At 54.3% G+C, this 15,611-nt stretch carries 11 protein-coding genes, 1 tRNA gene and 1 pseudogene; 7 read left to right on the forward strand and 6 right to left on the reverse strand.

What is annotated here, in order from left to right:
- Positions 1-190 precede the first annotated feature (190 nt).
- The 5 genes from lptF to IEX01_RS12540 all read left to right on the forward strand — a co-directional run bounded on the left by lptF (position 191) and on the right by IEX01_RS12540 (position 7,299).
- Positions 191-1,303 carry an LPS export ABC transporter permease LptF gene (gene lptF / locus IEX01_RS12520; protein WP_024556561.1) on the forward strand — a complete coding sequence of 371 codons (1,113 nt, stop codon included), beginning with the start codon at positions 191-193 and terminating at the stop codon, positions 1,301-1,303.
- A complete protein-coding gene (lptG, locus tag IEX01_RS12525) occupies positions 1,290-2,372 on the forward strand; it encodes an LPS export ABC transporter permease LptG (protein WP_188723959.1) in 1,083 nt (360 codons plus the stop codon). Before lptF ends, lptG begins: the two co-directional genes overlap by 14 nt.
- Before the next feature lie 74 nt (positions 2,373-2,446).
- Positions 2,447-2,914 (forward strand): hypothetical protein, encoded by a 468-nt coding sequence (locus IEX01_RS12530; RefSeq protein WP_188723960.1) that lies wholly within the window; start codon positions 2,447-2,449, stop codon positions 2,912-2,914.
- 119 nt (positions 2,915-3,033) lie between these two features.
- Positions 3,034-4,668 (forward strand): dihydroxyacetone kinase subunit DhaK, encoded by a 1,635-nt coding sequence (locus IEX01_RS12535; protein ID WP_188723961.1) that lies wholly within the window; start codon positions 3,034-3,036, stop codon positions 4,666-4,668.
- Between the two features lie 969 nt (positions 4,669-5,637).
- Positions 5,638-7,299: a DnaJ-like cysteine-rich domain-containing protein gene (locus IEX01_RS12540; protein ID WP_188723962.1), complete on the forward strand. Its 1,662-nt coding sequence runs from the start codon at positions 5,638-5,640 to the stop codon at positions 7,297-7,299.
- A gap of 69 nt (positions 7,300-7,368) precedes the next feature.
- On the opposite strand, the gene ahr is transcribed toward IEX01_RS12540, so the two are convergent.
- The 3 genes from ahr to IEX01_RS12555 all read right to left on the reverse strand — a co-directional run bounded on the left by ahr (position 7,369) and on the right by IEX01_RS12555 (position 10,094).
- Positions 7,369-8,388 (reverse strand): NADPH-dependent aldehyde reductase Ahr, encoded by a 1,020-nt coding sequence (gene ahr / locus IEX01_RS12545; RefSeq protein ID WP_024556556.1) that lies wholly within the window; start codon positions 8,386-8,388, stop codon positions 7,369-7,371.
- A gap of 105 nt (positions 8,389-8,493) precedes the next feature.
- The gene (locus IEX01_RS12550) at positions 8,494-9,072 is read right to left on the reverse strand and encodes a class I SAM-dependent methyltransferase (RefSeq protein ID WP_188723963.1); all 579 of its coding nucleotides are present in this window, start codon (positions 9,070-9,072) and stop codon (positions 8,494-8,496) included.
- Positions 9,072-10,094 carry an HNH endonuclease family protein gene (locus IEX01_RS12555; RefSeq protein ID WP_188723964.1) on the reverse strand — a complete coding sequence of 341 codons (1,023 nt, stop codon included), beginning with the start codon at positions 10,092-10,094 and terminating at the stop codon, positions 9,072-9,074. The genes IEX01_RS12550 and IEX01_RS12555 overlap by 1 nt, the downstream gene beginning before the upstream one ends.
- A gap of 331 nt (positions 10,095-10,425) precedes the next feature.
- Here IEX01_RS12555 and IEX01_RS12560 point away from each other — a divergent pair.
- Positions 10,426-10,510 (forward strand) — tRNA-Leu (locus IEX01_RS12560).
- A gap of 202 nt (positions 10,511-10,712) precedes the next feature.
- Positions 10,713-11,986: pseudogene (locus IEX01_RS12565) on the forward strand (tyrosine-type recombinase/integrase).
- Positions 11,987-12,074: 88 nt separating this feature from the next.
- Here the strand turns inward: IEX01_RS12565 and zorE are convergent.
- The 3 genes from zorE to zorA2 are packed head-to-tail and all read right to left on the reverse strand — an operon-like array spanning position 12,075 to position 15,536.
- Positions 12,075-13,166 carry a type II Zorya anti-phage system protein ZorE gene (zorE, locus tag IEX01_RS12570; RefSeq protein ID WP_188723965.1) on the reverse strand — a complete coding sequence of 364 codons (1,092 nt, stop codon included), beginning with the start codon at positions 13,164-13,166 and terminating at the stop codon, positions 12,075-12,077.
- A 3-nt stretch (positions 13,167-13,169) separates the two neighbouring features.
- The gene (zorB2, locus tag IEX01_RS12575) at positions 13,170-13,877 is read right to left on the reverse strand and encodes a type II Zorya anti-phage system protein ZorB2 (protein ID WP_188723966.1); all 708 of its coding nucleotides are present in this window, start codon (positions 13,875-13,877) and stop codon (positions 13,170-13,172) included.
- A 6-nt stretch (positions 13,878-13,883) separates the two neighbouring features.
- Positions 13,884-15,536 carry a type II Zorya anti-phage system protein ZorA2 gene (gene zorA2, locus IEX01_RS12580; protein ID WP_188723967.1) on the reverse strand — a complete coding sequence of 551 codons (1,653 nt, stop codon included), beginning with the start codon at positions 15,534-15,536 and terminating at the stop codon, positions 13,884-13,886.
- Positions 15,537-15,611: the final 75 nt, after the last annotated feature.

The raw sequence follows: 15,611 nt of genomic DNA on the forward strand, positions 1-15,611 counted from the left end.
CTGTTGCGATGACTTCGTGTTAATCTTAACGAGTATTGTTATGGTTCGGCGCGTCGCCAACCCCTTGAGCACAGGTCCGCTGAGTATCATCTTAGCGACGCTTTCGAAGACTCAAGAGGATAAATGACGTTTAAGCCATGAAACAAGCGATTTTCCTGCAAAAAGACTCGTATTCACAGGCGTATTTAATGTGATAATCATAAGATATCTGGTCCGGGAGACGCTCAAAAGCCAGTTCGCGATCCTCTTCATCCTGCTCTTGATCTTCTTTTGCCAGAAGCTAGTGAGGATTCTGGGCGCGGCGGTAGATGGCGAAATCCCGACAAATCTGGTCCTCTCCTTGTTAGGCCTGGGTGTGCCTGAAATGGCGCAGCTCATCCTGCCGTTAAGCCTTTTTCTCGCCCTGCTGATGACGCTCGGCAGGCTCTATACCGAAAGTGAAATTACCGTCATGCACGCCTGCGGCCTCAGCAAAGCCGTGCTGGTGAAGGCGGCCATGATCCTGGCGCTCTTCACCAGTCTTATTGCTGCGGTGAATGTGATGTGGGCGGGCCCGTGGTCCTCGCGCCATCAGGATGAAGTGCTGGCGGAGGCGAAAGCGAACCCCGGCATGGCGGCGCTGGCGCAGGGGCAGTTCCAGCAGGCGACCGACGGCAACGCCGTGCTCTTTATCGAGAGCGTGGACGGCAGCAACTTCAACAACGTTTTCATGGCGCAGCTGCGGCCAAAAGGCAACGCCCGCCCGTCGGTGGTGGTGGCGGATTCCGGCCACCTTTCCCAGCGTAAAGACGGCTCGCAGGTGGTAACGCTCAACCAGGGCACCCGTTTTGAAGGCACCGCGCTGCTGCGCGACTTCCGCATTACCGACTTCCAGGATTACCAGGCGATTGTCGGCCATCAGACGGTCGCGCTGGACCCGAGCGACGCCGAGCAGATGGACATGCGCGCGCTGCTGCAGTCTGATAAAAACTCGGCCCGCGCGGAGCTGCACTGGCGCCTGACGCTGGTCTTTGCTGTGGTGGTCATGGCGCTGATGGTGGTGCCGCTTTCGGTGGTCAACCCGCGCCAGGGCCGCGTGCTTTCAATGCTGCCCGCGATGCTGCTCTACCTCGTCTTCTTCCTGTTGCAGACGTCGCTGCGCTCTAACGGCGCGAAGGGCAAGCTGGACCCGCTTATCTGGATGTGGGCGGTGAACCTGCTTTATCTGGCGCTGGCGGTGGGCCTGAACCTGTGGGATACCGTGCCGGTGCGCCGCATTCGCGCCCGTTTTGCGCGTCGGGGGTTAATCGATGCTGGGATTTAGCGTACTCGACCGGTATATCGGCCGGACTATCTTTAACACCATCATGATGACGCTCTTCATGCTGGTGTCGCTCTCGGGCATCATCAAGTTTGTCGACCAGCTGAAAAGGGCCGGTCAGGGCAGCTACTCCGCCATGGGCGCAGGGTTCTATACCATCCTCAGCGTGCCAAAAGACATTCAGATCTTCTTCCCGATGGCGGCGCTGCTTGGCGCGCTGCTGGGGCTGGGGATGCTGGCGCAGCGCAGCGAGCTGGTGGTGATGCAGGCCTCGGGCTTCACCCGCATGCAGGTGGCGCTCTCGGTGATGAAAACCGCCATTCCGCTGGTGCTGTTGACCATGGCGATTGGCGAGTGGGTGGCGCCGCAGGGCGAGCAGATGGCGCGCAACTACCGCGCGCAGATGATGTACGGCAACTCGCTGCTCTCCACGCAGCAGGGGCTGTGGGCGAAAGATGGCAACAATTTCGTCTACATCCAGAACGTGAAGGGCGAGAACGAGCTGGGCGGCGTGAGCATTTACGCTTTTAACGACCAGCGCCGTTTGCAGTCTGTGCGCTACGCCGCCACGGCGACTTTCGACCCGCAGCAAAAGGCCTGGCGCCTTTCACAGGTGGATGAGTCCAACCTCAGCGACCCGAAACAGATTACCGGTTCGCAGACGGTAACCGGCACCTGGAAAACCAACCTGACGCCGGACAAGCTCGGCGTGGTGGCGCTGGACCCGGACGCGCTCTCGATAACGGGGCTTCGCGACTACGTGAAGTACCTGAAATCGAGCGGTCAGGACGCCAGCCGTTATCAGCTCAACATGTGGAGCAAAATCTTCCAGCCGCTGTCGGTAGCGGTGATGATGCTGATGGCGCTCTCCTTCATCTTTGGCCCGCTGCGCAGCGTGCCGATGGGGGTGCGCGTTATCACCGGCATCAGCTTCGGCTTCCTGTTCTACGTGCTGGACCAGATCTTCGGCCCGCTGAGCCTGGTGTATAACATTCCGCCTATCCTGGGCGCCCTGTTGCCAAGCGCGAGCTTCTTCCTGATAAGCTTCTGGCTGCTGATGCGGCGCGCCTGACGGCTTGCGGCTTCCCCCTCTGCGGAGGGGGGAGTGCTTACTAACATTTTTCACCCCTTCAGCATGGACGCCGGATGAAACGGATAGCTGCTTTTCTTTTCGCCTTCTTTAACCGCCTGATGTTCGCCTTCGACTCCCTCATTCTGGTGCTGATAGTGGGTGCGTGCTTCTGGCTTAAAAACCTTCAGCAGATCCTGTGGCTTGAGGCGGGTACGCTTGGGCTGTTTACGCTGCTTTTCTTGCTTACCGGACGCTGGGCGGCCCGGCGCAGCCTCGCGGTGGGGACGGTGCGGCGCGGTTCGCCACAGGAGAAAGACGCCGATAAGGTGCTGCGTATTTTTAGCCTGGCGGAATGGCTGCTGGAGATGCTGCTCTACGCCATGCTGGGGTTCTTCATCATGAGCTTTTTTATATTTGACGGGCGGTTTGGCTTCTGGCTGCATAACGGGCTGCTGGCGGCGCTGTGTATCGGCCTCTACTGCGCGGAGCGGTGGCTCGGCAGGGTTCGCAAACAGCGCGGCTACGGGGAGTACGGCCTGTAAGGCGCCATCTTATTTTGCGCCTGCATTCTCATACCTCTTTCTGATTCCGCGCGCTTCGTAATGCGAGGACTGTCACACCGTCTATGCTTTCCCTACGGCTTACTTTTTAGCAGGAAACCATGTCCAGATTCTTCTTCAATGACCGCAAGCAGCTGGTCAACGACGCCATTGAGGGCGTTATCCTTAGCGCCCGCCACCATAACCTGACGCGTCTTGATATCGACCCCGCCATCCGCGTGGTGGTGCGCAGCGACTGGCACAAAAGCCGCGTGGCGGTGATTTCCGGCGGCGGCTCCGGCCATGAACCAGCGCACGTGGGGTTTGTCGGCAAAGGGATGCTGACCGCCGCCGTGTGCGGCGACCTCTTTGCCTCGCCGAGCGTGGACGCCATTCTCAACGCCATTGTGGCGGTAACAGGTGACCGGGGCTGCCTGCTGGTGGTGAAAAACTACACCGGCGACCGCCTGAACTTTGGCCTCGCGGCAGAGAAAGCGAAGCGCTATGGCCTGAAAGTGGAGATGGTCATCGTCGCCGACGACATTGCGCTGCCGGACAACAAGCAGCCCCGCGGCATCGCCGGCACGGCGCTGGTGCACAAAATTGCGGGCTACGCCGCCGAGCAGGGGAAATCTTTAAGCGAGGTGCGTGAGATTGCCCAGCAGGCGTGCGACAGCGTCTGGAGCCTGGGCGTAGCGATGCAAACCTGCAACCTGCCGGGCGGCGGCGAAGAGGGGCGCATCAAGCCTGGCCACGTTGAGCTGGGGCTTGGCATTCACGGCGAACCGGGGGCGAGCACGGTAGAGAGCCACAACAGCCGCGAGATAATCGCCGAGCTGGCGGCGCGGTTGCAGGAGAAAGCGGGAACCGAAGCGCGCCTTGCGGTGCTTATCAACAACCTCGGCGGCGTTTCGGCGCTGGAGATGGCGCTGCTTACCAAAGAGCTGGCGCATTCGGCGCTGAAAGACCAGATAGCCTACCTGATTGGCCCCGCGCCGCTGGTGAGCGCGCTCGACATGAAAGGCTTCTCGCTTTCGGTTATCGCGCTGAACGAGACCTTCGAGCAGGCGCTGAAAGCCGACGTGGAGACCGTGGGCTGGCAGCCGCCGGTGGCCTTCGCGCCGATGCAGACCCAGCCGCACACGCCGCTTCGCGGCAGCGACGAGGCGACGCCTTCTGAGAACGCGCAGGTGCGCCAGAGCGTGAAGCGGGCCGTTGAAACGCTGATAAGCCTTGAGAACCGCCTGAACGCGCTGGACGCTAAAGTGGGGGACGGCGACACCGGCTCCACCTTCGCCGAAGGGGCGCGGGAGATAGCGCAACTGCTGGCGCAGAACCGCCTGCCGCTGAACGACACGGCCGCGCTGCTGCAACTTATTGGCGAACGGCTTGCGACGGTGATGGGCGGCTCCAGCGGCGTGCTGATGTCGATATTCTTCACCGCCGCGGGCCAGAGCGTGGCGGACGGCAAACCGCTGCCCGACGCGCTGCTCACCGGCCTTAAGCAGATGAAGCACTACGGCGGCGCGGATCTCGGCGACCGCACGCTTATCGACGCCCTGCAACCGGCGCTGGAAGCGCTGGCGAACGAAGGGCTGAGCGCGGCGATAGCGGCGGCGGAGAAAGGCGCGCAAGCGACGGCGGCGATGCACAAAGCTGGCGCGGGCCGCTCTTCTTACGTTAACCGTGAAAGCCTGGAAGGGGTGCAGGATCCGGGCGCGGTGGCCGTGGCGGAAGTGTTTAAGAAGTTGCAGTAGATGACGTTTTTCCTTGCCGGGGGAGGGCTGGTTGTCCTCTGACTTCTTTGTGAAGAGCCTGGTTTTTTCCCCTCGCCCCTTTGGGGAGAGGGCCGGGATGAGGGGGCAGGCTGCTCATGCGCTGAGCCTTACTCTCTCAGAATATATGCACGGGCGGTGAAAGGTTCCGTTCGCCGGAGCGTTGTTTTCATATGCACCCTTCCTTCACGCGAACGTGTTAAGGGGGCTCGCCGCCGCCCCCTTAACCATCCCGGCTCCCGGCACGCAAAATCGACCCCTTCGGGGCAGACCTCCCGTTCTGTCATCTGGCTTCGGGTCGGTCCTGACGGCAGTTACTCGGCCCATCCATGGGCCTCGCCCCTTCGGGGCCAACGCTTTGCGTTGTTCAAAAACGCTCCCGGCGTTTTTGTCCCTGCACCGACATGACCTCACGCCGGTTACTCGGCCCATCCATGGGCCTCGCCCCTTCGGGGCCAACGCTTTGCGTTATTCAAAAACGCTCCCGGCGTTTTTGTCCCTCCGGCGTGCCCCGGCCATCTGTCCGCCCGGAAGGCGATTTTGAGGCCGGATAAACGTCATCGCTGACAGGTTGATTACAACAGTCGTGGTGGTGTTGCTGTAAAGACGGAACAGTCTTCGTGGTTTGCAGGGTGAGCAAGCGCAACATTACTCGCCGGGTTTCCTCCCTCACCCCTTTGGGGAGAGGGTTGGGGGGAGGGGCGCAGGCTGTTCAGCGCCTGACACGGGCCGATGGATAACCCCTTCCCATCAACGCTTAACTCCCTCATGGCGGGTAAGCCCCCTCTCTTTTCGCCGCCCTGAACCGCCGCCCCGCTTCCCACCAGAATAGGGGGCGCAGGGTCAGCGCTTCGCTATGGTAACATCCTGTATTTACGCCACTAAACGTAAGCGGGCGGCCATGCCCGGCGGCATCCTGCATTGACGGAGCCACCCCGCAGAGGATTTACCATGAAAGACGCCTGGCTCTCCGCCTGCGATAACACCATTCAAACGTTTGTCAGGGATTCCACCCGCCTTGAACCCAACGCGCTGAACGTCACTCCTGTTGAATACATCGACTTCCATTACCAGATTGGCCTGCGCCTTCTCTTTAAAGCGCAAACCTCAACGCTACACCAGGCCGGAGGCATTACCGCACACGCCGATACGCAGGTCTACCGCACGCGGCCCGATTACGAACGGGCGCTACAGGCCGAGACCAGCGCGGTGCTGGCGCGGGACAAAACCCTGGACGACGCGCGCGCGAGGCTGCTTGCCAACCCCTACGGCGCCTGGCGCAAGGAAGAGGTGGTTTACTCGCATCCAACGCGCATTTGCCTGACGGACTCTTGCGACAGCTGCCGCGGCAAAGGCTCGGTAAACTGCCGCCATTGCAGCGGCTCGGGCAAGACCACCTGTCACAGCTGCAGCGGCAGTGGTCAGGTGATGCGCCAGCGCAGCTATTACGATCACTTCACCAAACAGAACCGCATTGAGCACTACTACGAGAGCTGCTCAGGCTGCACTGGCAGCGGCAGAGTGCGGTGCAGCAGTTGCGGCGGCTCGGGGGATGAGCGCTGCTCGCCCTGCAACGGCACCGGCGTGGTTTCACAGATTACCTCTATTGCGACGGTCGGCACCCCCGACTACCAGCTCATTTATCCGCAGGCCGACGTGCCCAATTTCATCCGCGAAGGCCTGTACAAAGCGGGCCTGCCGGAGCTTGCGAAGTATGGCAACGTCCAGCACGCGCAGGATGAGGTGGATTACGCCCGCCGCGACGTAACCGTGATGTATGACGCAAGCCTCCCCTTTGGCCGCCTGGAAAGCCCGCTGCCGGAGGCCGACGAGCCGATTCGCTGGATCCTCTACGGCGTAACGCCGCACATTCTGGATGCCGGGCACGTGCTGCAGACGCTCTTAAAAAGCGACCTCGACATGCTGGTGCGCCAGGCGACGCCGGGCAAGCTGCTTAACCCGTGGGTCGCCTGCGCCAGCCGTAAAACGGTGAGAACGTTTATGGAATCTGAGGCGCACCAGGCGATGCTGGTGGAGAACAGCCGGGGCAAGAAGGGCGATATGCTTCGCGAAGCGCTGAACCGCGCCTTCGCCACGCCTTATCTTGATGAGGCGCTTACAAGCCTTGGGAACATCGTCGGGGCGGTGCAGCGCTGGTCGGTTATCAAGTGGGGGCTTTTCACCGCGCTGTTTATCTATCTGCTGGCGCCTGCGCTGGTGGTGTATCAGCAGCAGGGGGTGATGGATTTCGAGCGCGCGCGCATTTACCTCACCTTCCCGATACAGGCAGCAAGCACCGACCAGCTGCTTTATTCACTCAAAGCGGTGGCCATTCTGCACGGTTTGCCGATGGTGGCCGCCGCGCTATGCGGAACGGTGCTGGGCTACCTGTGGCGACGCGGCTGGCTGAAGCGCCGCTTCGGCAAGCATCTGGCGGCCTGGAGCCTTGAGCAGAAGCGGGTGCGCAACCGCTGGGTTACCGGCACGCTGTTCACCCTGGCGGCCACCCTGCTGCTGTTTTACTTTTTCCCGGTCTGGATAACGCAGGACGAGATGCTGTTCGGCATGCTGCCGATGCACGACCTGTTTCAACAGCTGGCGCAGCTAAGATAGCCGTGATGGCCGGTTTTGCGGGGCGAGGGGCGTCTCAACAAAAAGGCGCCTTGCGGCGCCGTTGTCATCTTAAAAATCCGCTTTCAGCACCACGCGGTAACGGGCTTTGCCGTCGCGAACGTGTTGCAGCGCCTCGTTGATGCGCGACATCGGGAACTCTTCCGTCTGCGGCGCGACCTTCGCGCGGGCGGCGAACTTCATCAGCGAACGCAGCTCGTGCGGCGAGCCGGTGGCGGAGCCGGAGAGGCTGCGGTCGCCCTGAATAAGCGAGAACGCCGACACTTCGAACGGCTTCATCACCGCGCCGACGGTGTGGAAGTTGCCGCGCCAGGCCAGCGCCTGGAAGTAGGGCAGCCAGTCCAGCGACACGTTAACGGTGTTGATGATGAGGTCGAACTGCCCGGCCAGCGCCTTCAGCGCTTCCGGGTCGCGGCTGTTGACCACGTTGTCGGCGCCCATCGCCCGCACTTCCTGCTCTTTAGACGGGTTGGAGCTGAACGCCGTCACCTCGCAGCCCATGGCGTGCAGCAGCTTGATGGCGATATGGCCAAGGCCGCCGATGCCGATAACGCCCACGCGGCTGGTGGCGGTGATGTTGTGCATCAGCAGCGGTTTGAACACCGTGATGCCGCCGCAGAGCAGCGGGCCTGCGGAGGCGGCGTCGATGCCTTCCGGCATCGGGATAACCCACTGCCAGTTGGCGCGCAGCTTATCGGCGAAGCCGCCGCGGTTGATGATGGTCGGCACGCTGCCCTGTTGGCAGTTTATCTGGTTGCCGCTGATGCAGGCGTCGCAGTGCTCGCAGCTTGACGCCGTCCAGCCGATGCCGACACGCTGGCCCACCTTCAGGCCTTTGTTTTGTGCGCTTGCGCCCAGCGCGCTGACGCGGCCAATCACTTCGTGGCCAGCGATGAGCGGATAGGTCGACATACCCCATTCGTTATCGATCATGGAAAGGTCGGAGTGGCAGATGCCGCAGTACTCAACCTCGACTTCCACATCCTCAGGCTTCAGTTCGCCTGCATCGTACTCATAGAGCTCAAGCGCGGCGCCCGCTTCATGAGCGGCGTAACTTTTGATGATGGTCATCCCGGTTTTCCTTTGTTGTGGTTAGCTCCGTGATTGTAGAACATTCACATGACAGAGGCTGTTCAGGCGCTGCGCATGGCTCGAAGTGTGAAAGTGGGGGAAGGGTTACCGCTTCTTCAGCAGCCCGTTCAGCCATAACTCGCGGCGTTCGGGCCGTTTATCCTGCGTTACCCAGAGCGTTTCGGCGCGGATACCCGGCACGGCGCTCAGCAGCGCCAGCAGGCTCGCCTGCGTCATATCGGTAAAACGTCGCCCCTCTTTTTCACGCTCGCCTTCGCCATATTTAAATGAGACATACCAGATGCCGCCGGGCTTCAGCGCCTTCGCCAGCTTTTGCATCACCTCAGGCAGTTCATGAAGAGAGACGTGCAGCAGCGACGCGCAGCACCAGATGCCGTCGTATTTCTCTTTCTCGTTTAACTCTGTAAAGGTCATCTGCCTGACTGGCAAACCGGTATGCTGGCGGGCCAGTGCAGCCAGCTCCGAAGAAGCGTCAAACGCATCGACTTTATAACCTTGCTGGCTGAACGCGTGCGCATCGCGCCCGGAGCCGCAGCCCGCATCCAGCACCCAGGCGCCCGCAGGCAGGTGCCGGGTAAACGCCTCGTAGAGTGAAGACATATCGACATTCACGGTTTCTTCAAAAAAGCGCTGCGCGTTGTTCTGGTAATAGTGAAGCGTCATCAGAGTATGACTTCCTGCTGAACGGGCGGGTCCCATTTCTGTAGCCGACATTGCAGCGCCTCGTTCCATCGGTCATTGAGGAAGGCTCTGCGTTTGGGTTCATTATTGCCCGTCTGGTTGATGATTGCCTCATGCAGCGGCAGGCGGCTGTTAATAAAATATTCGTTTCTGTCGTGCAGGCGGTAAAGCAGACGCAGGTCCGGCACGCGGGCGAATTTGCCGTTCGCGCCGCGGTTGCATTCCTGGCAGGCCAGCACCAGGTTCCATACGCCATTGAGGTTCACGCCCGGCATCGCGGTTTGCGCCGCCAGCGGCAGAAAGTGGTCGACATCCGCCAGCAGCGGATGGCCGCGCTCAAGGCTGACGGGAGCGTTGCAGTAAAAGCAGTGGCCTTTCTGGTAGCCGTTCAGGCTGTTGCGACAGCTGGTTAACGTAATGCGTGAGGAGCTGAGCCGGGTGAATAGCACTTCTTCCTGGGCATCGTAATGCACATCCAGCAACTGCGGCGGCAGGTTCATCTCCCAGGCTCTCTCGACCAGCCTCCAGCGGGCGTCCGTTTCGTGCGCCAGGTTAAGGAACTGCGACGTTTCCGTCAGCCGGTAGAAATCATCCGTCAGGCGGATGCCTTTGCTTTCCCGCGTTTCGTTGATGAAGAACTGCCTGTCGAGGGGGCCGCCGCCGACGTTGTGAAACGCATCCAGCACCACCTTAAAGCCGTGCTTCACCGTGGCCTGTAAAAGCTGCTCGAGCGTTATCTCACCGTTATTAAACTGGATGCAGGCCTTCAGGAACGGGCCGGGCTTCGCCATGTTGAGGGTTTGCTTCGGCGCTTGCTTAAGATGCTCGCAGATATGGCGGCTGAACGGCAGCGCCAGTGCTTCCAGCGTGATGAGGGGAGTGCGGTGTTCCACCTCATACAGCGCATGGGCAAGCGCAAACTTGTAAGTTGCGAAGTTGTTCCCAAAAAGGATCACGCCGCGCCAGTAGTTTTCCAGCGCGGGGTCGACCTGGTAAAAACGCATAGGCTTTCTCTGTTACGGTTTAGCTTTGCAGAAGGGAGAGGGGTACAAGAACCCGTAACAGGATCACATAGCAAATGAAACGTGATGTAAACCGAAGAATGATTGATTTGAGGAATTTGTGAGGCAGGGCAGGGGGATAGCGCCGTGCTGGCGGGGAAGCGCGAGGGCGGTGGTGAGGGAGAGGACAGGTTATGGGCGAGAGGCGAGGGAGGCTATGCGTAAAGTGGCGACGATGCTGAAATTTTCAGCACTCAACGCCCGCTAAGGGCGACGCTGCTTGCATGGCTGCGTATGGCAGGTATAATCCACACGTTTCCGCATCCCCTTCAGTGCCGAAGTGGCGAAATCGGTAGACGCAGTTGATTCAAAATCAACCGTAGAAATACGTGCCGGTTCGAGTCCGGCCTTCGGCACCAAGCGATGTGAGAAAAAGAAGCTGCCTCAGGGCGGCTTTTTTTGTGCCTGAAATTCAGTACCCGCAAGGCCTTCCTCGCTTTTCACTCAACCTAAGTCAACCTGGTTCAATCTACATCAACTTACTGATGCGGGTATAACTGCGGGTATATCCCGGTTCGATAATGTTTGTACCTACACAGAACCCTTGAAAGGATACTCATCATGGCTCTGAGTGATGTGAAGGTTCTTTCGGCAAAGCCTGAAGCAAAAGCCTACAAACTGACTGACGGTGATGGCATGGTTTTGCTGGTTCACCCTAACGGTTCGAAATATTGGCGGCTTCGTTATCGCTTTGGTGGCAAAGAAAAGATGCTGGCATTGGGGAAATACCCTCAAGTGTCATTGGCGGATGCCCGGGTACGCCCGGATGAAACCCGTAAGCTGTTAGCTAATGGCGTCGATCCTGGTGAGAACAAAAAAGTCGTTAAGGTAGAGCAGGAGCAAGAGGCGATAACGTTTGAAGTGGTAGCCAGAGAATGGCACGCCAGCAATCAGAAGTGGTCTGCATCGCACAGTGCTCGTGTATTGAAAAGCCTCGAAGATAATCTCTTTGCTGTCATCGGTAAGCGGAACATTGCGGAGCTGAAGACACGAGATTTGCTTGTATCCATCAAAGCGGTGGAGTAATCCGGGCGTCTCGAAGTTGCGGCTCGTTTGCAACAGCGAACTACCGCGATTATGCGGTTTGCCGTTCAGAGCGGCTTAATCGACTACAACCCCGCGCAAGAGATTGCCGGTGCGGTTGCCACGGCAAAAAGACAGCACCGTGCTGCATTAGAACTTAACCGTATTCCTGAATTACTTCATCGCATTGATCACTATTCTGGCAGGCCTTTAACTCGACTGGCGGTTGAACTCACTTTGTTGGTATTCATCCGTTCAAGCGAGCTGCGTTTTGTCCGTTGGTCTGAATCGATTTTTAAACGGCCATGTGGACGATTCCGGGGGAGCGTGAGCCGTTGGAAGGTGTTAAGCATTCTCAGCGTGGTTCAAAGATGCGGACACCTCATCTTGTTCCTTTGTCGCGTCAGGCCTTAGCTATTTTGGAAAAGATCAAAAGCATGAATGGAAACCGAGAGCTGATCTTCGTTGGCGATCACGATCCCCGTAAGCCGATGAGTGAAAATACGGTAAACAAGGCGCTGCGCGTGATGGGATATGACACAAAGGTTGAGGTTTGCGGGCATGGCTTCAGGACAATGGCCTGTAGTTCATTGATTGAATCAGGGTTATGGCCGAGGGATGCGGTAGAACGTCAGATGAGCCATATGGAGCGTAACTCTGTGCGGGCGGCTTATATTCATAAGGCGGAGCATTTGGATGAACGAAGATTGATGCTGCAGTGATGGGCTGATTATCTTGATGTGAACCGGGAGAAGCAGATTTCACCATTTGATTATTCTAAGATTTACAAACAGTCTTTTGACGATAGATAAATATGAATTATTAAGAGAACCCAAATCAAAAATTTACAGAGATTAATATAAATAATTAACTGCTTTTTTTCAGACTTGGGTTATATAATTAGAAAATAACCCCGGATTGTATTTCTTTAACGAGTTCACCCACGGAGAATACTTTCCAACCATCGACTTTTACCGGTGTTAAATTTACTGCAATTTTTGAAACCGGCCAGGCAGCTTCTACGGTGGCAATAATTTCATGCCCCGAGTTTTGTAAGTCTAACCCCGGAACTGGTGGCGGGTATCCTTTGTGTTGCATAATATTTATATCACCATGAATCGATGGATCTGTCAGATCATAAATATCCTTCCAGGATTCAACCTTCAAAAGCCCTTGTTGGGAACGTAAGCGTTGAATGATTGCCATGTCAGCCTGAGTGACAAATATTCCTTCGTGAAAAGGTTGTTTTCGATGGCAGTCTTTACACAAGACGAGTAGATTTTCAGCTGAGTTATCATATTTAATACCATTTTTGTGGTGAACATCGCATAGACTTTTCATGGACATTAAATTCACACCACAATCACTACATTTGTAGTTAGCTTGTTCTCGAGTAGCTCTGGATATATCCTTCCAATTTTCTACGTAGCCGCTATTTGATTTATCATAGATACCCTTCGGCATATGGCGAAAGCAGGTACTATAATCTGAAAAAAATTCATTCAAAGAAAATGATTTAAATATTACTCTCTTCTGTTGTTTATCTATACTTCCTTTGTAATTAAGGCGTTCAAGACAGTTCATACAAACTTTAAGAGCGACATCTTGGCTCCGACCGAGCCCATTATCAATTTCAAATAAGCCATCAACACGATTTGTTGCATGATACCGTTCAAATCGATTTTTTTGGCGCATGTCATCTAATGTTCTACACCAGGCAATATGAAACCGCTTCCCTTTCTCTCCATCTTCAATAGCAGCATCATAACGTCCGGTATGGTCTCTAATATATAAAAGAACCTGTCTCCCTTGGTAGGAAATAAGACCACTGCCGGGATCAAGATCTTCAATTCTAACTTCTTTACCTGCAGAAAGTTCGATATCAATTGGATCAAAAACTACAGGCGTTTCGTCAAGAAAAAAATCTACGCCTTCCGGCAACATTTTTCTTCCTAACTGAATAAGTTCAGTAATGTCGATAGATAATTTCATCTCTTATTCCTGAATTATTTTTCGAATCTGCAACTCGGCATTTGTTACAACTTTAAATGTTACTCGGCGAGAGCGATTGGGATCTTCTTTACCAGATTTATCAAGAATAGGGTGTGCGGAAGAATATCCAACGGCAGCAAATTTACTTTTTACCCACTTCTGGTGTGCTGCGCTATCTTTTAAACCATAGACATATTGCAGTAATGCTCGTGTTCGCCCTTGCGAGAGTTCCATGTTATTAAAATAGGCCATGTCAGAATTGGATGCTCCACTCCAGTCAGTACTTGTATGTCCCTCAATACGTACTTCAGTAATATGTTCCTGGTAGTTATCAAGAACTTTAAGGTAGCGAGGGAAGAAATTATCAAGGATCTGTTTAAATTTTGGCTTAAGCTCTGTACTACCTAAACCAAATAAGACATCGGGTGATTTAAAACGGACCTCAAGAGTTTGTTTGTCAATTTCAGCATCCCAAGCTGGCAAATCCTTTGTAAATTCAGTTTCTAGTGCATTATAGAGTTGAAGTTGAGCATTTTCATAGGCAACAGCCACTTCTTTAATTTTTTGCTTTTCAATACGCACATAGTGCATGTAGGCGATAGAAATAAACATAAATACCATCATCAGACCTGCCATTAAATCTGACATTGAAACCCAATGTTCATTATCTTGATCTTTTTTAGGGGCCTGCTTGCCAAGGATTTTATCCATTAGCAATTATCCTCGTTTTTGATTAGCAGAAATCAATGTTTGCAGTTGTCCCATGACAGCTTGATACTCTTTGAGTAGCCGCTCGTAGTTACCGACAAAACCTTTGCTGATTGAGAGCAGAGCATTCCCTAGTGATTGCATCTCACGATTCATTTCGCGCTCTGTTGCTTGCTCAAAAGCATGTAACTGCTCGTTAATTGAACTACCAAATTTCTCAATTGACTCTTTCACCTGAGATGTCAGTCCCGCGCTTGCTTTATCAAACGAAGATTGCATTGAACCAAACATTTTATCGGCATTGCTGGATAATTGTTGATTAAATTTCTCACCTGTCTTACTGAACATATCAATAATATTAGTCGTGTTTTGTTCCATATTTCGATGCAATTCTCTTGAGTGTGTTTCCAGTGATTTCAGGAACTCATCACCACTTTGTTTCATCTCCGTAATAGTGTCTCCAAGCGTGCTGGTAAGAGTTTCAGAGGAATTGCTGACATCATGCGCCATCGCTGCAAAAGCCTGCTGTGCCTGAGTCACTGATTGTCTGAAACCTTCAGTGCCTTCATCAAGCGCAACTCGCATCGAATCAGCATTGATAAGTATCTGCTGACTGGTTTGTTCAAGAGACGCGTTGACATTCGCGGCACCTAATTTTAAGAGTTCACCTACTTCAGACATTTTTGTTTGAATTTCAGGTAAAAGATCAGTTGCCTTATCGCGTATGGCGACAAAGGTTTCCAGATGACGGGAGAGTTCACCAATTTGGTGCTGATTCACTTGCAGCACGTCACGAAGCTCAGCCATCGCAAGAGGAATCTCTTTGCATTCTTCCCAGATCCCTGCGACAGCTTTTCTGGTTTCGACTAAAGATTCAACACTTTGTTGGTATTGCTCACCCATCTGCTCAACTTGGTTTTTATAGTTTTCCTGCCAGTCGACAAGTTTTTTTACAGAAGTATCAAGCGCTTTGAAATTCTCACCGAATTGTTCAGTTAAATTATTGTTGAAATCAATAATAACTTGCCTAAGGGCATCTATAATTTGTTCGGTTGCTCCTTTTGCCATCAGGTCTGCAAATTGCTGTAATTGTTCCCAGAGCTTATTACTGAAATTAGAATGGTTAGAGATTTGTGCCCGGGAGGCATCACTGATTTCATTACGCAGCAGTTTTATTTGGGCAACAATAGAACCCTCTTCGCTACCACTCATACCAGAGATTAATCTCACTAAATGCTTATTTTGTTCTTTTAATTCTTGATGGATATGCTCAGGAGTAACCGACGCTGGTATATTCGCCTCCAATAGGCGACGTTTATTGGCAAAAAAGAAAGCATCTAATCCATTAAACAAAATTGCGAAAAACATTCCAACAATACTAGTAATGAATGCTGTTTTAAGACCTCCTAATAATACCGGGATGCTGGTATCAATGCTTTCAGTATTAAAATTAAGCAATCCAATAATGATACCGATAAAAGTACCCAGTATGCCTAATGCTCCCATTAATGTTGGAGCATACTCTCGGAATTTGTTATGAATATTTTTATAATCACACCACCATGCAGCACAAAATACAAAGATAACAGCCCAAATAAAAATATTTGTGACGAGTGTGGAATCAATTGATTGAAACAAATGTTCAAAAAGCTGAGCTAACATCGTTGTTCCTGTAATAATCACAATTATTAATGCTGGTGTAAAAATTGTATGTACACCTTGTAATATATATGGCCT

This window comes from Franconibacter daqui (assembly GCF_014644275.1).
Taxonomy (GTDB): Bacteria; Pseudomonadota; Gammaproteobacteria; order Enterobacterales; family Enterobacteriaceae; genus Franconibacter; species Franconibacter pulveris.